Below are 22,895 nucleotides of genomic sequence, written 5' to 3' on the forward strand. Positions count from 1 at the left end.
GCGTTCTTAGAAGTAGAGGTGCGCCAAATATCAGTAGTAATCAGTAGGGTGATTCCGTTGATCGATTATGAAAGGATTTGGTGCCGAAGCTGTTCGATTTATCACAATCAACGGCTGGGACTGCGCCTAATAGGTGCAGCACTGCCATAGTATTTTCCAATATGGATAATGGAAATAGTTACTATGGAGCGCTACTGATAGGACAGGTGACCTTGGGTATCTATTGCCTTCCCCCACCAGTTCAGTCGCCCTCCATTCGTATTTAACGAAGATAATAATCAATGACTGTTATGAATTATGCCGATTCGGCACTTTCCTTGTTGCCGCCTGCGGTGGCGATTGTGTTGGCAATTTTTACTCGCCGTGTACTACTTTCTTTGGGGCTAGGTATCTTGATTGGCGCTTTATTGCTCAATCAATTTTCACCCTTAGCCACAGGTGAATTTGTATTTAATGGCGTTAAAGGACTTTTTTGGACGAGTGAAGGCCTTAATTCGTGGAATTTATATATTCTTGGCTTCTTAATTGTACTGGGAATGATCACCGCGTTAATTACGGTAAGTGGCAGCGCTCGGGCTTTTGCCGATTGGGCTCGTTTACATATTCGTAATAAGCGTGACGCTAAACTATTAACCATGTTTCTAGGTTGCGTAGTGTTTATTGATGATTATTTCAATAGCTTAGTCGTTGGTTCTGTCGCAAGACCTGTGACTGACCGTTATTATATTTCCCGCGCTAAGTTAGCTTATTTACTCGATTCTACTGCGGCGCCTGTGTGCGTTATTTCTCCGGTTTCAAGTTGGGGCGCGTATATTATTGCCCTCATCGGCGGAATATTAACCGCCCATGGTTTTGCCGATACAGGCCATTTGAGTATTTTTATTCAAATGATCCCCATGAATTTTTATGCCATCTTCTCCTTATTATTATTACTTTTTGTGGTGTTTATGGGATTAGATGTTGGGCCAATGCGCGAGCATGAGCTTAATGCCCAACGGGGTAGTTTATACGATGAGTCAAAAGGGTTACCGCCAGGGGCGAACGCCGATTTACCCGAAGCGGAAACCGGTAAGATCTTAGGATTATTTCTGCCTATTATCGCGTTAGTGTTTGCCACCTTATATTTTATGGTTAGCAGCGGGGCTCAAGTACTAGCCACTGAAGGGATTGAGTTTAATATCATTTCCGCTTTTGAGAAAACCGATGTTAGTTCATCACTGTTCTTTGGTGCGTTAATTGGCTTAGCCATTTCGTTACTGTTGAATTTAATACAGGGCGTTGAAAAGTCGATGATAGTCAAAGGTGTTGTGCAGGGCGCTCGCTCTATGCTGCCAGCGATTTATATCCTGTTGTTTGCTTGGACGATTGCAGGTGTAATTGGTCAACTCGAAACCGGTAAGTTTATGGCGAGCTTAGCGACAGGTAATATTCCGTTCGCTTTTTTGCCTGCGTTAATGTTTGTGTTAGCGGGTATTACTGCGTTTTCTACCGGAACTAGCTGGGGCACGTTTGGTATCATGTTGCCGATTGCGGCTGATATGGCGATGGGAAGTCACACTAGCATGATGTTACCTATGCTTGCCTCTGTGCTGGCTGGCGCGGTATTTGGCGATCATTGCTCGCCCATTTCAGATACCACTATTTTGTCGTCAACAGGGGCCAGTTGCCACCATATCGACCATGTGGTCACTCAGCTACCCTATGCCCTTATCGCGGCATTTATTAGCTTGGCGGGTTATGTGGTGCTTGGTTTTACCGAGTCAGTGGTCGCAGGATTAGTGGCTTGTAGTGTGGTATTTGTGCTCAGTATTATTGTGCTTAAAATAAAATCTAAAGAGGCGATTATCTAAAACGATAATTGCAATCTCTTACTATCTATAAATCAGCCAGCATTATGCTGGCTGATTTAATACTGGGTTTTGCTATGAACGCGAGCAAAATTGGGCAATTAGTTGTCCACTAACATGCGTTTAAATTCAAAGATGGAGCCAATACTATGACTATAGATAGCGCATTCTTCTTCATTGACGTTAAGGTTAATCAATTAATTGAACTTTAAATGATTGCAGCGAGCGGTATTTGAATAAAAAAAGGAGCCTCATATTAGTGAGACTCCTTTGGCTATTTCCTTGCAGGGAAAATTGATATCACTTTTTACTAACTACTTGCTCGCATCTAAATCAGGTGATGATGAATTAACGAGTGAAGTTGTGGTATTTATCAATACCAGAGCTTTTACCTGTGTCATGGCATACAGCACAAGATTCAGAGGTGGGTTGTTTAAACCAATCAGCCACACTTGGTACGCTGATTTCACCACCATTGCTTGCCATATGTGCCTTAGCTGAATCGCTTGTGTGGCAGGCATAACAGTTAGCGGTGACTGGGCTGGTCATTTTATTGCCGGGTTCTAAAATGTATTGATTTGGAATGTTATCTAAATCAATTGCTTTAGCATGGCAAGCAACACAACTGGTCACCGGGTTGATGGCTCCTGCACCATTAGCAGTTTTTGCTTGGGTTCCATCCGCTTTCATTTCACCCACGTTAGCACCGTTGCCCCAGTGCCAGCTGTGGACCATAGGGCCAAAACCTGCACCTAAAGCTGCTGAAGTACGCGCCATGCCGTTATCATGGCAAGCAATACAGCTATTACCGCCGTCATCAAAGGCACCATTCTTGTGGAACGCAGTGGCATCGTTATGGCACGTTGTACAGCTGGTCGCGCTAACTATTTCACGGCGTTCAAAGCCTGACACTTTGAGTTCTGTTGTTGGGTTAACAACATCTGAGTAGGCAGTAAAGGATACGCCCATGGAGCCGTCATATCCGTTAGCTCTTAGGCTACCATTGCTTTGATAACGTTGATTGCCATCATATTCCATCCAACCTGCGGTACTAAATGTGACGCGGGCTGAATAAGCATAGTTAGCATTCACTGCGCTGATATCAGTCAACAAATGACAGATATTTTTAGTGCCGTCTGTGTTGTAACCATAGTAGTACTTAGCACGTTCGCCAGGACGACCGACTAAGCTACCATTGTCATAGGCGTGCAAATAGGCACCCGCATAAACAATGGGTTTAGCGGGATTAAATACTGTGGTGTAGTTGAAGTTGTCTTTGATGCTGAAAATATTACCATCAACATCTTTGACCGTCAGCGTAGTACACCAACCTGGTTCGGTTTTCGCTGCTGCAGTGCCATCGATAAAGTGGTCAGTTTTAACTGAAATATCAGCTACTTTTACCGGTGTAGATAATTCAAATTTGTACTTAGCGCGAATGGCTTTGCGTTCGGTTATACCGGCTTTGCTTTCGTGCATAATGCGTAGATCCGCACCATTACTTGGGATAATTGCCCCTGGTACGCCGCCACTATCATGGCAATCAATACAACCAGGTCCTGCTACGTTGATGTTTTTAGGCGCTTCAACGTGGCACGATGTACAGTTTTGTACTGAGAAGTCTTTAGTAAAATCTTGGTGATTGATATGACCAATTTTAGACAGGGTGTTGGTCGCATAACTACCAGTAGAGAAGCCTTCAGCGTTCACTGCAGCGCGGCTGACTGAGCCGTGACACACTAAACAACCCTCTACGAAGGTGACTTCACTGTCCATACCTGTTGCAACGTAGCTTGCATGACGACGCGGGCTGGTAGCGTAATCGACGTGACATGAGTAACAACTGTCTGTTGTCGTTGAATGGGTGCCTTCAGGTTTGTTAACGACTAATGGTTTAGATGTGGCAATACCATCGTTACCACCGACACGTAACCAAACGATACCTTCGGTGCTTGGATTTACGCCTTTCATGGGGACTTTAAATTGATAATGCCCATCGGCTAACGCTGTTAATTCAGCGCCAGTTGTTGCTTGAGTTCCTTCACCGCCAATGTAAACGTTATCAACAATACCGTTTTTATCTGCTTCGGTACGGTTAGTAATAAAGCCTTTATCTGTTAATGCTGCAACTTTAGCCTGAGCGTTCAGCAATCCTTTGATTGGATTGTTGTTTTCATCTGTAACTTCAAACTCGTAACTAATACTGCCTTCTTCAAAGCTGTAGTTAATCACTTTGACGTTAGTCATCGTTGAGTTAGTAACTGGTGGCGGTGTGCCTGGAACTCCGGGAGTGCCTGGAATTCCGGGGGTACCTGGTATTCCAGGAGCACCTGGGGCGCCATCGTCACCATCGCTACCGCAACCAACAAGGGCTCCGGTTAGCGCTAAGGCAACTAAATATGCCAGTTTTTTTGAAGTGAAAATTTTCATTATTATCTCCATATGATCCAATATGCGAATAAGGGACGGAGAGAGGCACTAAAGTCTGCAGGGGAGATCAGTACATTAACCGTTGATTTTCATTCGCTCGTTATCGAATACTTTCTTTTTTTTATTGAGCACGATTTGTCTCGAATAGGATAATAGTGTTAATGGCATGTTTTTTTTTGAGCGAAAGCCCATTTTCATCTATTACTTTGGGGGTAGGTCTCAGTTTTGTGATTTAGTTTTCATCACTTTTTATTTACAAAACAACAATTAAGTTTCAGTTAAGTTTGTTGTAACAATTACCTGGTAACTGAGTGTTTTTGGTTGCATTTGTTTAATTAGGAACCGATTTAGCTTGATAGGAGGTGCTGCTATAGATGGTTGTGGAATAAAATAATGGATAACTTGGCATATTAGTCAATTTCATCAGAAAAGCTTAACGTCAGCTAGTGTTCTGATGTGAAACGCAATGTTAGACTAGCAACCAATTTAGCTCTGGTGACAGAGACGTATAGGTAACGTTTTTAAAAGGGTATAAGTCTTGGCTCAATTGTATTTTTATTACTCAGCAATGAACGCGGGGAAATCCACTTCTTTATTGCAGTCATCCTACAACTACCGCGAACGTGGTATGAACACCTTGGTGATGACCGCTTCGATAGACGACCGATACGGTAAAGGTAAAGTCGCGTCGCGTATTGGTATTGAGACCGAGGCACAGGTTTTTAGCAGTCAAGATGATTTAACGCAGATGATTACCGAGGTACATCAAGCCACGCCTTTAAGCTGTGTGTTGGTTGACGAATGCCAATTTCTGAGCAAAGAACAAGTTAAGCAACTTACACATGTGGTCGATAATATTGACATTCCTGTGCTCTGTTATGGTTTAAGAACTGATTTCCAAGGCGAGCTTTTTACCGGCAGTCATTATTTATTAGCTTGGGCTGATAAATTAGTTGAATTAAAAACCATATGCCATTGTGGCCGTAAAGCTAACATGGTGGTACGTCTTGATGGTGAAGGTAAAGTGATGCGCGAAGGTGAGCAAGTCGCTATTGGTGGTAATGAAAGTTACGAATCAGTGTGTCGTAAGCATTTTCGAGAGTTCATTTGGGATTAGTATTATTCGTTACGACGGCCTCGTTAACGGTTGTGGGCCATGGATATGGCTGTTTATGGTGAATAAAGACGTGGCAAATAAATCATAGTGAATCAAAGTCGTAGATACAAAAATGGATAATTAAGGCTAAGTGAGTTTGCTATATTGCCTTATATGAGTGGCAACGGATTTGCTGAGTTGCATGAAAGATGTTTGTTTGAGTATTATTTGGAGCTGTTTTGCCTAATTCCACGTCTGAGATGAAGTTCGAAAATTATCGTCCTCGTCCGCCACAACCAGAGCCCAAGGTTAAAGAAAAACTACCGCGTAAAGCCAGATCAAAGGGGCGAGTGTGGTTTCTGTTTTTTATTCTTATTTGCTGCGCGGCGCTGCTGATTGGGCTTGAAGTTAAAACCTCCTATTATCAAGCCAAATACATCAATCAATATGCTAAAACGCTCACCTACGATTTAGATAATGCGCCGAGCCAAGCGGTTATTTACCCTAGTTATGGGCCTTTTGATGAACGCCATGGCTACAGTAAATTGCCGTTTTATATCGACAGATTATTGCAGCGTAATTTTCAGGTAACGCAACAGGTGGCGTTTTCGCCTGCGTTGCAACAATATGCCAAATTAGGTTTTTTCCCTCCATATCATGAAAAAGCCCAATCAGGGCTCACGTTACTCGATTGTCGTAATACCGATTTGTACGAGTTTACGTATCCCAAAAGGGTTTATCAGGATAGCGATAAAATCCCCAATGAAATCGTCAATACCTTATTATTTATTGAAAATCGTGAGTTGTGGACTACAGAAGCTAAACTTAACCCTGTGATTGATTGGCCACGTTTTGTTGTGGCGGGGATGAGTCAAATTGCTGAAATGGTCGGCATGAATGTTTCTACTGCAGGTGGCAGTACGCTGGCGACTCAAATTGAGAAATTCCGTCATTCTTCCCAAGGTTTAACCTTAAGTATTAAGGATAAATTGCTGCAAATTGGTTCTGCCAGTGTGCGCGTTTACCAACATAGTGAAAATACTGAGCCTGCACGTAAGCGCATTGTGCAAGATTATCTAAATACAGTCCCGCTCTCTTCGGCGCCCAACCATGGTGAAGTCCATGGCATTGGCGATGGCTTATGGGCTTGGTTTGGTACCGATTTTGATACCGCTAACCAATTGTTATCCTCACCACAAATCAAGGGCAATGTAGCTAAACGTGGGCAGGTATTTCGTCAAGTGGTTGCTTTGATGATTGCCCAGCGGCGCCCATCTTATTATTTATTGCAAGGCCATGAAGACCTTGAGAATTTAGTCGATAGCCATATTCGGCTACTTGGCCAGTATTATCTTATTGACCGTGGTTTGCGTGATGCCGCTCTCGCGCAGAAATTACATTTTAAAGTCGTTAAACCACAGCGCAACATTCAATCAGGAACCGACAAAGGTGTTAACACAGTACGCATTCGCACCGCAGGTATGCTAAATGTGGGCTTATACGATTTAGATAGGCTCGATTTAACGGTAAAAAGCAGCTTACACAGTGACTTGCAGCAACAAGTGAGCCATTACTTACGCAGCCTTGCGCAAGTATCTGCTGCGGAACAAGTTGGGCTACTGGGTGAGCGTCTGCTTGAGCCAAGCCAGTTACAAAATGTACTTTATAGTTTTACGCTTTATGAGCGAACTGATACCGCTAACCGCGTTCGGGTGCAAACCGACAGTACCGACCAACCCTTTGATATTAATGAAGGCAGTAAGCTAGAGTTGGGTTCAACCGCTAAATTGCGGGTAATGGCAACATACTTAGAAATTATCGCTGAGATCCACGATAAATATGCTAAGAAACACGGTATTGAATTGGAATCGATCATTATCGAACCGCGGGATCACTTAACCCGTTGGGCGATTGATTACTTGATTGTTAACCCTGGCAGGCGTTTAGACCGCATGCTAGATGCTGCCCTGCAGCGGGAATATTCAGCTTCAGCCAGTGAGCAATTCTTTACTGGTGGTGGTTTGCATGTATTTAATAACTTTAAAAAAACGGAAGATCTTAAAACTCCGACACTCTATCAAGCCCTGCAGGATTCGATTAACTTACCCTTTGTAAGGTTGATGCGAGACATAGTCAACTACAGTAGCAGTATGCAAAATGAGGGCAATATGGCCCAGCTACTGCGTAGTGATAAAGACCCGCGCCGTGACGAATATTTGCGAGTATTTGCCGATCGCGAAGGCAATACGTTTGTGACTAAGTTTTATCGTAAGTATAAAAAAATCGCCGCGAATGAGCGTTTTGCTATGTTTTTTGATGGCCAATCTCAGTCAGAACAACAATTAACCGCGGCGTACCGCTATTTATTGCCCGATGAGCCTATTTCGGCATTTAAAACGTTTATACAGCAAAGAATACCGCGAGTGAGCTATACCGATCGCCGTATTAAGGAACTGTACAACAAATACGGCCCTGATAAATTTAATCTGCCCGATCAAGGTTATATCGCGCGAGTACATCCGTTGGAATTATGGGTGCTGGATTATTTAAACCATAACCCCGAGGCCAACTTAAGTGATGTCAAACAGGCGAGTGAAGCGCAGCGCCAAGAAGTTTACCGTTGGCTGTTTAGAACGCGCCATAAAAACGCCCGTGACGTTCGGGTGCAAGTGATGCTTGAGGTCGAAGCCTTCCTCGACATACATCAGCGTTGGGCGCGTTTAGGTTATCCCTTTGATTCTATGGTGCCATCTTTAGGTTCGGCGCTTGGTAGCTCCGGCGATAGACCCGCAGCGTTAGCTGAGCTTATGGGCATTATTCAAAATGACGGTTATCGTTTGCCAACGGTGCGGATTAATCAGCTGCATTTTGCGAAAGATACACCTTATGAAGTCACATTGGATAATCAAAATACCCAAGGTGAGCGCGTGATGCGCCATGAAGTGGCACAAGCTTTAAAAGCCGCATTAGCCAACGTGGTGCAAAACGGTACAGCTAGGCGTTTAAAGGGTATTTTTACCGATGAGCAAGGCGGCATGTTGCCTATCGGCGGTAAAACCGGCACCGGCGATAACCGTATTGTGACTCAAATGCAGCAAGGTAAAAGAGTGGCAACCACAGCTATGAACCGTACTGCGACCTTCGTGTTTTATCTCGGTGATAGATATTTTGGCACTTTGACCGCCTTCGTGCCCGGCAGTAAATCAGATGACTTTAGTTTTACTTCGGCGCTGCCATTACAAGTGATGAAAGGCATGATGCCTATTCTGTCTCCCTATGTGAAAACGCAGCAGGGAATGTGCGTGGTAAATGAATAAAGGCAGTGATTTAGTGCCGCGCTAACAACCGTAAGCTAACCATAAAGAGCATTCTAAGAATGCTCTTTATGGTATTTGTCTGTCATTAGCCGCTTAAACTTTTGGTTGATTGAGCTTATTACTGTGGGTAAAGCGCTGTTATTAAAGTGCGAGTGCTTAAGATTGCTGCGGTGAGATCTGGTAAATTTTTGATTTAGCTTCATCGGTCACAAGATAAATTAGCCCATCAGGCCCTTGCACAACGGTGCGTAATCTTTGCCCCAGTTCGGTTTTTAGCAGGCGTTCTTCTTTAATAATCTTGTCGCCATCAAGTACCAAACGCACCAGTGTTTTTTCTTTTAAACTGGTGAGTAAAATATTATTTTGCCACTGTGGAAATTTATCTCCGGTGTAAAACATAAAGCCCGCGGTGGCAATGGAAGGTACCCATTTATAGACGGGTTGCTCCATTCGAGCCTTGTGGGTGCCTTCGCCAATTTTACCGCCGCCATAATTCTCACCATAGGTAATCACAGGCCAGCCATAGTTTTTGGCCGCTTGGTCAATATTCAGTTCATCGCCGCCCTGCGGTCCATGCTCACCCGTCCACAATACTTTGCTGGTGGGGTTAATGGCCGCGCCTTGCATATTACGGTGACCAATAGACCAGATCTCGGGCAAAGCGCCCGCCATATTGACGAAGGGGTTATTCTGAGGCACAGAGCCATCGGCATTAATCCGCACGACTTTGCCTAAATGATTGTCTAACGTTTGGGCTTTATCTTTTTCACTGTAGCGATCGCCAAGCGTGATAAATAAAGTACCGTCAGGCGCCCACACCAAACGAGATCCAAAATGGTGGCCGCTGTTTATTTTGGGTTGCTGGCTAAAAACGCGGGTGAGATTTTCAAGCTTGTTGCCATTGAGCACTGCAAAACTGACCGCAGTGCTATTAAGTTCGCTTGCCTCACCTTCAGCGGGTTCGGCATAACTGAAATAGATTTTTTGGCTGGTGGCAAAATCTGGCGCAAGTACCACATCAAGTAAACCACCTTGACCCTTGGCATACATCGGCGGTAAACCTGTTAGTGGTTCTCCCACTTGGCCTGTTGTGCTGACAATGCGCATTCTTCCGGCGCGTTCAGTCACTAGCATGTTGCCGTCGGGTAAAAATGCCATACCCCAGATATTTTCTAATCCTTCAGCGATGGTTTTTATCTGGATATTTCCCGCTTCTGTTTTGACGTTAAGGGGGGCAGCGCGAGTGACTTCAGCGTAAACCTCTGCTTGGAATGTAAAAAGGCACAGGGCAAGAGTTAAGGTGGTCCGTTTCATAGCTATCCTTTAGTAACAGTGCTTTCCTAAATGCTAGGGCAGGGTAATAAAAAAATCGGTAACATACGCGCAGTTTATCGGCATAGTGGATCACGTACAAAAGCAAACGTATAAAAAGCCTAATGTATGAACAACCTAGCGTATAAAAAAGCCTAATGCCATCGCTAAACCCACTATCACAATAAAACCTCGCAGTAATGGTTGTGAAATACGATAGGCCAGCACTGCGCCTACATAACCGCCGATTATTGCCATAACGGCCAGTAGTAACAGATATTGTCCATCGATGACATTACCCACGGCATAAATCACTACCGCAATGGCGGTTAGTAGAGCGGATATTAAATTTTTAAGTCCGTTCATCCCATGTAGATTGGTTTGACCCATCAGCCCAAAGCTGGCGAGTAAGATAATACCTAAGCCGCCATTAAAATAACCACCATAAATACACACCGCGGCCAGCATTAAAAGCGCTGTTATTGGGCGTAATGTCGGCGTAGAAGAGGTACTCATGCCTTGCAATGCCATTCTTCTCTTGATTAGCCAAGGGCCAATAATAAAGGCTGCAGTGGCCAGTAAAATTAGCCAAGGGATCAGTGTTGCGAACACTTGCTCGCTGGTGGTTAATAAAATGCCTGCACCAATACTGCCGCCGATGAGGGCAATCAAAATGAGATTTTTAAAGCTAAGGCTGGCCGGATATTCGATATCTTTTCTAAAGCGCCAAGCACTGGCGATATAACCGGGGAGTAGCGCTGCGGTCCCCGTGGCATTGGCCGCTATTGGCGGCACGCCAACGAACACTAATGCTAAAAGCGTAATAAAGCTGCCACCGCCTGCTACGGCATTGAGCATGCCGCCTAAAAAACCTGCAAGTGCAATAATAAGCCAGTCCATAGAAAAAATCCTTTGGGCAATTAGTAATTTTATCTGAGAGTTAACAAGGTGTTTGTCGTTATGATGTAATCAACACACACTACCCTAGCAGGATGATTTGGGTATTGAAAGTTAAGTATTAACCGGAGGTGATGTTTGATAGCGGAGCGCTTGATTAATATAAAAAGCCTAGAGACACTCTCTAGGCTTAGGTTAGCAAAGCAGGGACAACAAAATGTTAAAATGTCATTTCTGGCACATGCTCTGGCACGATTAACTTACCGGCTGTTTTGCTAATGATTTCGTCAACACTCACGCCAGGAGCGCGCTCTAAAAGATGAAACGCGCCATTTTTGATTTCGATAAAAGCTAAATCCGTCACTACGCGTTTAATGCAGCCGTAACCTGTCAGTGGCAATTCACACACGCTTAGCAGTTTAGAATTACCGTATTTGTCGGCGTGCATCATAGTCACGATAATGTTTTCAGCGCCGGCGACTAAATCCATCGCGCCGCCCATACCTTTAATCAATTTACCGGGGATCATCCACGAGGCGATAGAGCCATTCACATCGACCTCGAAGGCGCCCAAAACGGTTAAATCCACGTGGCCGCCACGGATCATGGCAAAACTTTCCGCCGATGAGAAAAACGAGGCGCCTTTGACTGCGGTAACCGTTTGTTTGCCGGCGTTGATTAAATCAGGGTCTATGGTGTCTTCGGTAGGGAATTCGCCCATGCCGAGTAGGCCGTTTTCCGATTGCAGCATGACTTCCATGCCGCTTGGAATATAGTTAGCCACCAGTGTAGGAATACCAATACCTAGGTTGACGTAGTAACCGTCTTTTAATTCTTTGGCGACGCGTTGAGCCAATTGTTCTCTTGATAATGCCATGATACTTATCCTTTGATATCCGTTCTTTAATCCGCAGTACGACGCTTATTTAGTCGCTTTTACCGTGCGCTGCTCGATACGTTTTTCGAATGTGCCTTGAATCACGCGGTCAACATAAATGCCCGGCGTATGGATATGATCGGGGTCTAACTCGCCCGGCTCGACAATAAACTCGGCTTCTACCACGGTAATTTTACCGGCGGTCGCCATCATAGGATTAAAGTTGGCGGCGGTTTTACGAAACACCAGATTACCCATGGTATCGGCTTTCCATGCGCGCACTAACGCAAAATCAGCAGTCAGCGATTCTTCTAACACGTAATGGCGGCCTTTGATTTCGCGGGTTTCTTTACCATCAGCCACTGGCGTGCCATAGCCCGTGGCGGTGAAAAATGCCGGAATACCTGCGCCACCTGCGCGGATTTTTTCCGCTAGCGTACCTTGGGGAGTCAAAATCACGTTCAATTCGCCAGAGAGCATTTGCTGTTCAAAGGTTGCGTTCTCGCCTACATAAGATGCAATCATCGTCGCGATTTGGTGATGTTTTAATAGTAAACCTAGGCCAAAATCATCAACGCCAGCATTGTTTGAAATCGCCGTTAAGCCTTTAACGCCCATTTTAACCATTTGATTGATTAAGCCTTCTGGAATGCCGCATAGGCCAAAGCCGCCGACCATTATGGCCATATCGTTAGATAAGCCTTTCAATGCTTCTTCATAGCTGCTGACGACTTTATTGAGTCCTGCCATTGTGATGTCCTCTTATATACGCGCTAAATATCAGTATTTTTTTGTTCTATTTGGTTATTGTTTTATTTGGCTAATAGGGCCGTGGCGACTTTTGAACCATTTTTGCGGTTCAATTGGGTGCTGATAGCTTGACCCGCTAACGCGAGTTTTTGCAACTCGATACCTGTCTCTAATCCCATACCGTGCAGCATATACACTAAGTCTTCGGTGGCTAAATTGCCCGATGCGCCTTTGGCATAAGGGCATCCACCAAGACCGGCTACGGAGGAGTCAAATACTCGCACGCCTAAATCTAAGCAGGCCAAAATGTTGGCGAGTGCTTGGCCATAGGTGTCGTGAAAGTGCAATGCCAGTTTATCAACCGGTACGCGCTCGCCCACGGTTTGCAACATTCTACGGGCTTTTTTCGGCGTACCGATACCGATAGTGTCACCGAGCGATATTTCGTAACAGCCCATTTTATAAAGGATTTCAGACACGCGAGCTACCTCACTGACCGCAATCTCACCTTCGTAGGGGCAACCGAGCACACAGGATACATAACCGCGCACCGGAATATTGTTAGCTTTTGCTAATTCCATCAAAGGAATAAAGCGTTCAATCGATTCTTCTATCGAGCAGTTGATATTGCGCTGACTAAAGCTTTGTGAGGCAGCGCCAAATATTGCCACCTCACTGGCTTTTGCATTCAGTGCCTGTTCAAAACCTTTAACGTTGGGCGTGAGTGCGCTATACACCACACCGCTTTGACGCTGTATTTGCGCGAATACATCGGCTGAATCAGCCATTTGTGGCACCCATTTAGGTGACACAAAGCTGCCGACTTCGATGCGCTTAAGCCCTGCATCTGCCAGAGATTCAATTAAAGCGACTTTAGCAGCGGTGGGTACGGCGACTTCATTTTGCAGTCCGTCGCGTGCGCCCATCTCAAAAATGCTCACGCTGTCACTTTGAGGTTTTTTACCCCAACTTGTTTGTTTGCTGCTATCACTCGTTTTCCAAGACATCTTAAGCTTCCTTGCTCGCTGTTTGCTCGTCGTCAGATGCTAATAATGGCTCTAGCGGTTCAACGTTAAGCAAGGTTGCGCCATCGGTTACCAGCTCGCCGGCCTTAAAGTAGAATTCAGTGACAGTGCCATCAAAGGGCGCTTCGATGGTGTATTCCATTTTCATGGCTTCCATCACCAATAAACCTTGGCCCGCTTTCACTTCGCTGCCCACATCAACTAAATGGGTCACGACTGTACCGTTCATCGGTGCTTTTAATTTGTCTGCACTGCTGGCTTGTTCTTCAACAACGACAGTTTGCACTGCTTTAAAGTGATAACTGCCAGAAGGTAAAAATAGCGTAAAGTCATCGCCCTGTGCGCTCACTGGCACTTTACTCTTATGGCCGTTGATTTCGGCGAGCAGTAAGTCTTGTTTCAGTTCACCATTTAAAATCCAGTCCTGGCCGTGCAGTGGTAGCTGATACATGCCGCCTAAATCGAGCATTACTAACTGCTGCAATTTATGGGCATCATCGAGCAGGGCAATATTGTGTTGGCTACAACTATTAAGTCTAAAGCCACTCACTTGACCCCAAGGCGAGTAAGGATCAGCGCTGTTAATGGCCAGTGCTTTAGCGGCTTCTTTACGGGCAAGCACTTGATACAGCGCGGCAAAGGCAAGCGCAGTATCGGCTTCGCTCGAGGCCGTACCAATTAAGGTATCGCCATAACGGCCAATAAAGTCAGTGCTAAAGTCGGCATTGGCAAATGCTGGGTGCTCGGCAATATTCGCTAAAAACTCAATGTTGTGCTTAAGACCGCTGATTTGATAAGACTCTAACGCATGCACTAAACGTTGCAGGGCGCGCGGGCGCGATTCATCCCAGACGATAAGTTTGGCAATCATAGGATCGTAAAAGTTACTGATCACATCATTTTCGCGAATGCCTGAGTCGATACGGACAAACTTACTTTGCTCGGGTTCGCGTAGAAAATTGAGTTTACCACTAGCGGGTAAAAACTCATTTTGCGGATCTTCGGCGTAAATACGCACTTCAAATGAATGACCGTGAATACGCACTTCATCTTGCTTAAGGGGCAGAGGCTGACCGCTGGCGACCAGCAATTGCCATTTGACTAAATCTTGGCCAGTGACCATTTCAGTGACGGGATGTTCCACCTGTAGACGGGTGTTCATCTCCATGAAATAGAAGCTATTGTCCGTATCTAGCAGAAATTCTATTGTGCCAGCGCCAACATAATCGATGGCTTTAGCTGCTGCCACTGCCGCTGCACCCATCTGGGCGCGCAGTGTATCGCTTAACCCTGGAGCTGGTGCTTCCTCAACCACTTTTTGGTGGCGACGTTGAATTGAACAATCGCGATCCGACAGGTAAATAGCATTGCCAAAGGTGTCGGCAAACACTTGCACTTCAACATGGCGCGGCTGGCGTAAATAACGTTCCATCAATAACTTATCGTTACCAAAAGAAGAGGCCGCCTCACGGCGCGCTGAGTTAACGGCTTCCATGATTTCGCCTTCGTTCTCGACGATACGCATGCCTTTACCGCCGCCGCCATAGGCCGCTTTAATCAGCATAGGGAAGCCGATTTTCAGTGCTTCAGCTTTTAGCACTGCATCACTCTGGTCATCACCATGATAACCGGGTACTAACGGCACGTTTGCCGCTGTCATAATCGATTTGGCGGCACTTTTGCTGCCCATGGCATCGATAGCATCACTGCCTGGGCCAACAAAGGCGATGCCTGCAGCCTCACATTTACGGGCAAAGTCGGCATTTTCAGATAAAAATCCGTAACCTGGATGAATAGCTTGTGCACCGGCTTTTTTGGCGATGTCGATAATCAAATCGCCCTTTAAATAGGAGTCTGCTGGCGCGCTGCCGCCTAAGTAGAAAGACTCGTCGGCCATGGCGACATGGCGCGCTTCTTTATCTGCATCGGAATATAAGGCAACAGTGCGAACGCCCATGGCATGGGCAGTTTTGATGATGCGGCAGGCAATTTCACCCCGGTTAGCAATTAATAGTTTGGTAAACATGTGCTTAGTAGACATCTAACGTGCTCCTTGGGTTTCACTTGGCGTTGGCTCTGACATTGCTGCGGCTTGCAGCCAGTTCGGCTGACGTTTTTCAAAAAAGGCGTTTAAGCCTTCTTGGCCCTCAGTCGATACCCGAATGCGCGCGATACGCTCGCTAGTGTAATCAATGGTGTCTTGATCTATCACGCCATCTTCAAGGCGCGACAGCAGTGTTTTTACCCACGCCATACCCTGTGGGCTATTGGCCAGCAGCGCGTCGATAATCGGCTTAGCTGCGGCGTCTAAGTCATCACAGATTTCACTGATAACATTAAGCTTAAGGGCGGTTTCTGCACTAAAGCGTTCGGCGGTCAGCATATAGCGGCGCGAGGCACGGTTGCCCATAGTGCGGGCAACATAAGGGCTTATTACCGCAGGAATTAACCCCAGTTTTACTTCGCTTAAACAAAAGCTGGCGCGGCTTGTAGCGATAGCGATATCACTAGCGCAAATCAGCCCCAACGCGCCGCCAAAGGCTGCGCCTTGCACGAGGGCAATGGTGGGCTTAGGAAAGGTATCTAAATCCTGCATCAGTTTAGCGAGGGCTTTGGCATCATTTAGATTTTGCTCAAAGTCCATTTTGGCTTGTTTACGCATCCAATTGAGGTCAGCGCCAGCGCTGAAATTTTTGCCATTGGCTTTGAGTACCAGCACTTGGCATTGCTTGTGCTCAGCAAAATAGCTAAGTACAGCAATCATCTCGCTAATCATCACTTCATCGAAGGCGTTGTGCACTTCTGCTCGGTTAAGGATTAACTCGGCAACGCCGTTATTGAGCGCGTAGCTCACGTGTTGTAAGTTGCTTAACGTGTGTGGTATTGGTTGTGAACTTGTCATGGTCGTTTCCCTATCTTGTTGATATGTCATTATCTACACGCATGAATTACATGCGGAACACACCAAAGCGAGTGTCTTCGATAGGAGCATTTAACGCTGCAGATAGGGCAAGGCCGACCACATCGCGGGTTTGCGCTGGGTCGATAATACCGTCATCCCATAAACGGGCGCTGGCATGGTACGGATGACCTTCTTTATCGTACTGGGCGACAATCGGTGCTTTAAAGGCTTTTTCATCCTCAAGTGACCACTCCTCACCTTTTCGGGCTAAACCGTCGCGGCGCAGAGTGGCGAGAACGCCAGCCGCTTGCTCGCCACCCATCACAGAAATACGGGCGTTAGGCCACATCCACATCATGGTTGGCTCGAATGCGCGGCCACACATGCCGTAGTTACCCGCACCGTAGCTGCCGCCAATTATCACTGTAAATTTAGGCACATTGGCGCAGGATACTGCGGTCACCATCTTGGCGCCATGTTTGGCAATACCTTCGTGTTCGTACTTTTTACCCACCATAAAGCCGGTAATGTTTTGCAGGAACAGCAGCGGAATTTTGCGCTGACAACACAACTCAATAAAGTGCGCGCCTTTTTGTGCAGATTCAGAAAATAGAATGCCGTTGTTAGCGACAATACCCACTGGGTAGCCGTGAATACGGGCAAAGCCGCACACTAAGGTTGCGCCATAGTTGGCTTTAAACTCATCAAAATCAGAGTCATCGACGATACGGGCAATGACTTCTTTGACGTCAAAGGGCTTTTTCAAGTCGGTGCCGACAATGCCATATAGTTCACTAATGTCGAATTTTGGCGGTTTGACTGGGCCATTATTTGATGGGCTCAGCAGCGATTTGATTTCTTTTTGATGATTAAGGCGTGATACGGCGCGGCGCGCTAACTCTAAAGCATGATCGTCGTTTTGGGCTAAATGATCGGCTACGCCAGATATTTTTGTGTGCACGTCGGCGCCGCCCAGTTCTTCTGCGCTGACTTCTTCACCGGTAGCTGCCTTCACTAATGGCGGGCCTGCTAAAAAGATAGTGCCTTGATCTTTGACGATAATAGATTCATCTGCCATCGCAGGCACATAAGCGCCACCTGCAGTACACAGACCCATCACTACAGCAATTTGTGGGATACCCTTGGCCGACATTTGCGCTTGATTGTAAAAAATACGGCCAAAATGATCGCGGTCTGGAAATACTTCGTCTTGGCGGGGTAGGTTAGCGCCGCCTGAGTCGACTAAATAGATACAAGGCAAGTGACAACGGCTGGCAATATCTTGGGCGCGAAGGTGTTTTTTAACCGTAATTGGGTAGTAAGTGCCGCCTTTTACCGTGGCATCGTTGGCGATGATCATGCATTCGACGCCACTCACGCGGCCAATACCAGCAATAATGCCTGCAGCAGGTACTTCTTCGTCATAGACTTCAAACGCCGCAAATTGCGACAGTTCTAAAAAGGGCGATCCCGCATCGAGCAGTTTTTCAACCCGTTGACGTGGCAGTAATTTACCGCGGGATAAATGACGCTCTAGCGCTACAGGGCCGCCACCAAGTTCGATTTTAGCCAGCTTAGTTTTAAGATCGGCCACTAGGGCGGCCATATCATCGGATTTTGCTTTAAATTCATCGCTACGGGCGTTGATACGACTGCTTATTTGCGTCACTTTTATTGTCCTTCTAAAGCGGAAATTCGGTATTACTTGGCTCGAATGGGTGGCGCAAACTGTAGTTACAGTGAGGGGCTACCCATTCACTTGTGAGATTATTTGAACTCGCGTTATTTCGACTCATTGAACAATTCGCGGCCAATCAACATACGGCGAATTTCAGAAGTACCCGCGCCAATTTCATACAGCTTAGCATCACGCAGTAAACGGCCTGCGGCGTATTCGTTCACATAACCGTTGCCGCCCAGTAATTGAATGGCATCCAGTGCCATTTTAGTTGCGAGTTCTGCGCTATACAGAATGGCGCCAGCAGCATCTTTACGGGTGGTTTCACCGCGATCGCATGACTTTGCCACAGCATAAACGTAGGATTTGGCGGCATTCATACCTGTGTACATGTCGGCTAATTTGCCTTGTACCAGTTGGAATTCACCGATAGATTTGCCAAATTGTTCACGTTCGTGCACGTAAGGCACAACGATATCCATACAGGCGTTCATGATCCCCAACGGGCCGCCAGACAGTACAACACGCTCATAATCTAAGCCGCTCATCAGTACTTTTACGCCGTTGTTGAGGCCGCCTAAAATGTTTTCTTCTGGTACTTCTACATCTTCAAACACCAATTCGCAGGTGTTAGAGCCGCGCATGCCGAGTTTGTCGAGTTTTTGCGCTTGGCTAAAACCTTTAGAATCTCGCTCAACGATAAAAGCGGTAATACCGTGTGCGCCTTTGGTTAGGTCGGTTTTAGCGTAAATCACATAGGTGTGGGCATCGGGGCCGTTGGTGATCCACATTTTGTTGCCGTTTAAGATAAAACGGTCGCCTTCTTTGCGGGCATGTAATTTCATCGACACCACGTCAGAACCTGCGTTTGGCTCACTCATAGCCAGTGCACCAATATGCTCACCGCTCACTAACTTAGGCAGATACTTAGCTTTTTGTGCGGCTGTGCCGTTACGGTTGATTTGATTTACGCACAGATTTGAGTGGGCGCCGTAGCTTAGGCCGATAGAGGCCGATGCGCGGGAGATTTCTTCCATTGCCACGACGTGGGCAAGATAGCCCATATTTGCGCCGCCGAACTCTTCTGGCACAGTGACGCCTAGCAGCCCCATTCCCCCTAGTACAGGCCAAAGCTCATTGGGAAAGGCGTTATCTTGGTCTACTTTTGCGGCAATTGGGGCAATTTCATGGGCGGCAAAATCTTGCACCGCATCGCGCAGCATATCGACGTCTTCGCCTAGGCCAAAATTCAGACTGGTGTAGAGTGAGTTCATTGCTTGTGTCCTTTCAAATGTTCTAATTTCAGATGTTTAAATTTCTGATATGTAAATTTATAGTTTTTATGATTTTTAGGTGCTTGAGTCTTTTAAATCTTGTACTTAAAGTGCTTACATCCTGCGTTTTTAGGCCTTATAGCCAATCATATTGACTTGATCTTGTTTCAACGGGGATTTAGGCTTTTGTCGTTTTATTATCTTCTAAGGCTAAACGGCACTGTTGTTCGGCGGAATTGAGTTCCATCAATACCACTTTAATGTCATCCATTTGCTGTTGTAGGGCATATTTCTTTTCTTCTACTAGCGCCAGCATGGTATTGAGTTGTGAGGTGCTGCTCTTGTCGGCATCGTATAACTCAAACAAGCGGCGAGTTTCGGCCAATGAAAAGCCTAAACGTTTACCGCGAAGAATCAGCTTGAGACGGACCCTGTCTTTAAGGCTATAAATACGGGTTTGACCGCGGCGCTTAGGCTTAAGCAATCCTTGGTCTTCGTAAAAACGAATACTACGCGTCGTGATATCAAACTCTTTTGAGAGATCACTAATCGAGTAAGTCGTTTGTGGTGTGTTCGTTGCGCTCATCATGCACCCTAAATAATCAATTTCAAGCAAGATATATGAAGTTTACGTAAAGGTAAAGATTTAGGCTTTATTCTAGGCGCAAAAAGGTGTCAATCCCAATTGCCACAAGCCTGTATCGCTTGATTGAAACGAGTGCTTTAAATTAGTGTTCTCACATAAAACCACAAATATCTTCTGGTTATAGGCTAACGTCTAATAGTGGGCTTGGTGCACCCCTGTTAATAATGGTTGTTGGAAGGGGTAGTTATTGCGGCTGACGATTTTAGCCGCAGTCCTGATTGGAGGACATATGTTGACCGAACAGCAAAATGCATCTGTAGCGCAAGCCACAAATCAAAAACAGAACCAACAAAAACATCAAGCGTTGCATCAAGCATCCTTGCTTAATAAAGCCGAATTCTGGGGAGAAGCGGCCAAGGCGCTCGATTGGATTAAACCCGCTAAAACGGTGCTCGATGAGTCGCAGGCGCCGTTTTACCATTGGTTTGCCGATGGTGAAATGAACACTTGTTATAATGCTGTAGACCGCCATGTGCTCGCTGGACGCGGCGATCAAATCGCTATCCAATATGTGAGCCCAGTAACGGATACAGAATACGGCATTAGCTATGCGGAGCTGCAAGCTCAAGTGAGCCGACTCGCAGGCTTTATGCAATCCATTGGTATTGGCAAGGGCGACCGCGTGGTGATTTATATGCCAATGGTGCCAGAAACGGCTTTTGCTATGCTGGCCTGTGCCCGTATCGGCGCGATTCATTCTGTGGTCTTTGGTGGTTTTGCCGCCAATGAACTCGCAACGCGGATTAACGATGCCAAACCTAAATTGGTACTGTCGGCATCCTGCGGTATCGAGCCTTCGGGTGTTATCCCTTATAAGCCTTTGTTAGATAAAGCCTTGGCACAAGCTGTCCATCAAGTGGATCATTGCCTGATTTTGAATCGTAGCCAGTGTCATGCCGATTTGCTTGAGGGCCGTGATTTAGATTGGCAAGCTGCGTTAGCCACGGCACCTTGGGCGGATTGCGCTGCGCTTAAGGCTACCGATCCTTTGTATGTGCTTTATACCTCTGGCACTACGGGTCAGCCTAAAGGAGTGGTGCGTGATAATGGCGGCCACGCTGTGGCTCTGACTTGGTCGATGCAGCATATTTACGATATACAAGCGGGCGATGTATTTTGGGCAGCGTCCGATGTGGGCTGGGTTGTGGGTCATTCTTACATTGTGTACGGGCCATTGCTGATGGGCGCTACGACTTTAATGTATGAGGGCAAACCTGTTGGTACGCCCGATCCAGGAGCCTTTTGGCGTACGATTGCCAAATACAAGGTCAAAAGTTTTTTTACTGCGCCGACTGCCATTCGCGCGATCAAGCGTGAAGATCCCGACGGTGAATATCTGCAGGGCGTTGATTTAACTTGTCTTAAAAATGTTTTTTTGGCAGGGGAGCGTTGCGATCCTGATACCTTGGTTTGGGCACATGCTCAGCTTGCAAAACCGATTATCGATCATTGGTGGCAAACAGAGACTGGTTGGCCAGTAGCGGCCAATTTAATGGGCACGGCTCCTGTCGCTATTAAACCGGGGTCGCCTGCTTTACCTGTACCGGGATATGCCGTTGAAGTCGTGGATGAACTGGGTGAGCAAGTTGCGCCCAATACCTCTGGGAATGTGGTGATCAAACTGCCTTTGCCGCCGGGCACCTTGACGACACTGTGGCAAAATAATCAACGCTATCAAGACAGTTACTTGTCTATGTATCCAGGTTATTACTTAACGGGAGATGCGGGTTACACCGATGAAGATGGTTATCTTTACATTATGAGCCGTATCGATGACATCATAAACGTGGCGGGGCACAGGTTATCGACCGGACGTTTTGAAGAGGTATTATGTCAACATCCCGATGTGGCCGAAGCGGCGGTGATTGGTGTTGATGATCAGCTTAAAGGTCAAGTGCCATTAGGATTGGTAGTGCTGAAAAAGGGCGTAACGATCAGTGATGAAGAATTGCATAAGCAGTTAATCACCTTGGTGCGCCAAGAGATTGGTCCCGTCGCCTCCTTTAGGTTAGTCAGTGCGATTCAAAAATTACCCAAAACGCGCTCTGGTAAAATTTTACGCGGAACAATGCGTAAAATTGCTGATAATCAGCAATATACTGCGCCAGCGACCATAGAAGATCCGCAAACGTTAGAGCTAGTGCGTACAGCACTTACTCGCATGGGTTATGCCGATGCTTTAGTGTAAAATCCTATAACAAAGCTGAAATATCAAGGCGATAGTAAACTAACCAAGTTTGCTATCGCCTTTTTTGTTTATTGTATTAATGATTAGGTAAAATCAAAGATTGAAGTTTTTACCTTAAATTTGTTAGTCTTAAATTCTCATCACGACATCATTACATGATAATCACATGGCTTAGGGACGACCCTAAATACGCCAAATCTATTATGGGGACGACCCCTTTTATGGGAGTTCACTATGAGCTGGTTTTTATTGATCCTTGCGGGGTTATTCGAAATTGGTTGGGCCGTAGGGCTTAAATATACCGAAGGTTTTACGCGTTTATGGCCAAGTATCTTTACAGTTGCGTCGATGGCCGTGAGTGTGTTGCTACTCGGACTCGCGGTTAAACAACTGCCTATTGGTACGGCTTATGGCGTATGGGTCGGTATTGGTGCTATGGGTACAGCTATCGCGGGAATTGTTCTTTTAGGAGAAGGAGTTAGCTTACTTAAAATTGCCAGTTTGGTACTGATATTATTGGGCGTTTTAGGGCTTAAACTCGCCCATTAACTAACGGTGTACTGAATGCTATGAGGCATAAACGATGGCGACTTTTGGTGCAATCGAAATTGCCAATCGTATGTTTCTGGTAATTAAGTTACAAAGCTCGCTATAATT

16 protein-coding genes and 1 riboswitch are annotated in these 22,895 nt (G+C 46.1%); of the genes, 5 read left to right on the plus strand and 11 right to left on the minus strand.

Annotated elements, in window-relative coordinates; translation table 11 throughout:
* The first annotated feature begins 5 nt into the window (after nucleotides 1–5).
* Nucleotides 6–202, plus strand: a riboswitch (Lysine riboswitch).
* Nucleotides 203–281: 79 nt separating this feature from the next.
* Nucleotides 282–1,850 (plus strand): Na+/H+ antiporter NhaC family protein, encoded by a 1,569-nt coding sequence (locus BW947_RS11800; RefSeq protein ID WP_076499821.1) that lies wholly within the window; start codon nucleotides 282–284, stop codon nucleotides 1,848–1,850.
* Between the two features lie 345 nt (nucleotides 1,851–2,195).
* Here BW947_RS11800 and BW947_RS11805 read toward each other — a convergent pair whose 3' ends face one another.
* Nucleotides 2,196–4,277, minus strand: a complete 2,082-nt coding sequence (locus BW947_RS11805; protein WP_076499822.1) for a multiheme c-type cytochrome — start codon at nucleotides 4,275–4,277, stop codon at nucleotides 2,196–2,198.
* A gap of 538 nt (nucleotides 4,278–4,815) precedes the next feature.
* Here BW947_RS11805 and BW947_RS11810 point away from each other — a divergent pair.
* Nucleotides 4,816–5,394, plus strand: a complete 579-nt coding sequence (locus tag BW947_RS11810) for a thymidine kinase (RefSeq protein WP_076499823.1) — start codon at nucleotides 4,816–4,818, stop codon at nucleotides 5,392–5,394.
* 218 nt (nucleotides 5,395–5,612) lie between these two features.
* The gene (locus BW947_RS11815) at nucleotides 5,613–8,690 is read left to right on the plus strand and encodes a transglycosylase domain-containing protein (protein ID WP_076499824.1); all 3,078 of its coding nucleotides are present in this window, start codon (nucleotides 5,613–5,615) and stop codon (nucleotides 8,688–8,690) included.
* A gap of 156 nt (nucleotides 8,691–8,846) precedes the next feature.
* Here the strand turns inward: BW947_RS11815 and BW947_RS11820 are convergent, their stop codons facing one another.
* The 10 genes from BW947_RS11820 to BW947_RS11865 all read right to left on the minus strand — a co-directional run bounded on the left by BW947_RS11820 (nucleotide 8,847) and on the right by BW947_RS11865 (nucleotide 19,990).
* Nucleotides 8,847–10,004 (minus strand): PQQ-dependent sugar dehydrogenase, encoded by a 1,158-nt coding sequence (locus tag BW947_RS11820; RefSeq protein ID WP_076499825.1) that lies wholly within the window; start codon nucleotides 10,002–10,004, stop codon nucleotides 8,847–8,849.
* A gap of 135 nt (nucleotides 10,005–10,139) precedes the next feature.
* Nucleotides 10,140–10,901, minus strand: a complete 762-nt coding sequence (locus tag BW947_RS11825; RefSeq protein WP_076499826.1) for a sulfite exporter TauE/SafE family protein — start codon at nucleotides 10,899–10,901, stop codon at nucleotides 10,140–10,142.
* Between the two features lie 217 nt (nucleotides 10,902–11,118).
* On the minus strand, nucleotides 11,119–11,775 hold the full coding sequence (locus BW947_RS11830; RefSeq protein WP_076499827.1) for a 3-oxoacid CoA-transferase subunit B: 657 nt from the start codon (nucleotides 11,773–11,775) through the stop codon (nucleotides 11,119–11,121).
* A 45-nt stretch (nucleotides 11,776–11,820) separates the two neighbouring features.
* Nucleotides 11,821–12,525 carry a CoA transferase subunit A gene (locus BW947_RS11835; protein WP_076499829.1) on the minus strand — a complete coding sequence of 235 codons (705 nt, stop codon included), beginning with the start codon at nucleotides 12,523–12,525 and terminating at the stop codon, nucleotides 11,821–11,823.
* 62 nt (nucleotides 12,526–12,587) lie between these two features.
* The gene (locus tag BW947_RS11840; RefSeq protein WP_076499831.1) at nucleotides 12,588–13,532 is read right to left on the minus strand and encodes a hydroxymethylglutaryl-CoA lyase; all 945 of its coding nucleotides are present in this window, start codon (nucleotides 13,530–13,532) and stop codon (nucleotides 12,588–12,590) included.
* A gap of 1 nt (nucleotide 13,533) precedes the next feature.
* A complete protein-coding gene (locus BW947_RS11845) occupies nucleotides 13,534–15,591 on the minus strand; it encodes an acetyl/propionyl/methylcrotonyl-CoA carboxylase subunit alpha (RefSeq protein WP_076499833.1) in 2,058 nt (685 codons plus the stop codon).
* Nucleotides 15,592–16,452, minus strand: a complete 861-nt coding sequence (locus tag BW947_RS11850) for an enoyl-CoA hydratase-related protein (protein WP_107883255.1) — start codon at nucleotides 16,450–16,452, stop codon at nucleotides 15,592–15,594.
* Nucleotides 16,453–16,498: 46 nt separating this feature from the next.
* Nucleotides 16,499–18,121, minus strand: a complete 1,623-nt coding sequence (locus tag BW947_RS11855; protein WP_076499838.1) for a carboxyl transferase domain-containing protein — start codon at nucleotides 18,119–18,121, stop codon at nucleotides 16,499–16,501.
* Between the two features lie 113 nt (nucleotides 18,122–18,234).
* Nucleotides 18,235–19,404: an isovaleryl-CoA dehydrogenase gene (locus BW947_RS11860; protein WP_076499841.1), complete on the minus strand. Its 1,170-nt coding sequence runs from the start codon at nucleotides 19,402–19,404 to the stop codon at nucleotides 18,235–18,237.
* A 178-nt stretch (nucleotides 19,405–19,582) separates the two neighbouring features.
* Nucleotides 19,583–19,990, minus strand: coding sequence for a MerR family transcriptional regulator (locus BW947_RS11865; RefSeq protein ID WP_076499843.1), 408 nt, complete (start codon nucleotides 19,988–19,990; stop codon nucleotides 19,583–19,585).
* Between the two features lie 289 nt (nucleotides 19,991–20,279).
* On the opposite strand from BW947_RS11865, the gene BW947_RS11870 reads away from it, so the two are divergent.
* Both BW947_RS11870 and sugE read left to right on the plus strand, forming a co-directional pair.
* Entirely contained in the window at nucleotides 20,280–22,238 is a 1,959-nt protein-coding gene (locus BW947_RS11870; RefSeq protein ID WP_076499845.1) for a propionyl-CoA synthetase, read from the plus strand.
* A gap of 234 nt (nucleotides 22,239–22,472) precedes the next feature.
* Nucleotides 22,473–22,787, plus strand: coding sequence for a quaternary ammonium compound efflux SMR transporter SugE (gene sugE / locus BW947_RS11875; protein ID WP_076499847.1), 315 nt, complete (start codon nucleotides 22,473–22,475; stop codon nucleotides 22,785–22,787).
* Nucleotides 22,788–22,895 lie beyond the last annotated feature (108 nt).

It is taken from the genome of Shewanella morhuae, from assembly GCF_900156405.1.
In the GTDB taxonomy this organism is placed as follows: domain Bacteria; phylum Pseudomonadota; class Gammaproteobacteria; order Enterobacterales; family Shewanellaceae; genus Shewanella; species Shewanella morhuae.

Excerpts from the sequence above, each read along its gene's own strand:
- BW947_RS11805 (WP_076499822.1), bottom strand. The coding sequence starts at position 4,277 with ATGAAAATTTTCACTTCAAAAAAACTGGCATATTTAGTTGCCTTAGCG.
- BW947_RS11825 (WP_076499826.1), bottom strand. The coding sequence starts at position 10,901 with ATGGACTGGCTTATTATTGCACTTGCAGGTTTTTTAGGCGGCATGCTC.
- BW947_RS11835 (WP_076499829.1), bottom strand. The coding sequence starts at position 12,525 with ATGGCAGGACTCAATAAAGTCGTCAGCAGCTATGAAGAAGCATTGAAA.
- BW947_RS11840 (WP_076499831.1), bottom strand. The coding sequence starts at position 13,532 with ATGTCTTGGAAAACGAGTGATAGCAGCAAACAAACAAGTTGGGGTAAA.
- BW947_RS11845 (WP_076499833.1), bottom strand. The coding sequence starts at position 15,591 with ATGTCTACTAAGCACATGTTTACCAAACTATTAATTGCTAACCGGGGT.
- BW947_RS11820 (WP_076499825.1), bottom strand. The coding sequence starts at position 10,004 with ATGAAACGGACCACCTTAACTCTTGCCCTGTGCCTTTTTACATTCCAA.
- BW947_RS11860 (WP_076499841.1), bottom strand. The coding sequence starts at position 19,404 with ATGAACTCACTCTACACCAGTCTGAATTTTGGCCTAGGCGAAGACGTC.
- sugE (WP_076499847.1), top strand. The coding sequence starts at position 22,473 with ATGAGCTGGTTTTTATTGATCCTTGCGGGGTTATTCGAAATTGGTTGG.
- BW947_RS11850 (WP_107883255.1), bottom strand. The coding sequence starts at position 16,452 with ATGACAAGTTCACAACCAATACCACACACGTTAAGCAACTTACAACAC.
- BW947_RS11870 (WP_076499845.1), top strand. The coding sequence starts at position 20,280 with ATGTTGACCGAACAGCAAAATGCATCTGTAGCGCAAGCCACAAATCAA.
- BW947_RS11830 (WP_076499827.1), bottom strand. The coding sequence starts at position 11,775 with ATGGCATTATCAAGAGAACAATTGGCTCAACGCGTCGCCAAAGAATTA.
- BW947_RS11865 (WP_076499843.1), bottom strand. The coding sequence starts at position 19,990 with ATGAGCGCAACGAACACACCACAAACGACTTACTCGATTAGTGATCTC.
- BW947_RS11800 (WP_076499821.1), top strand. The coding sequence starts at position 282 with ATGACTGTTATGAATTATGCCGATTCGGCACTTTCCTTGTTGCCGCCT.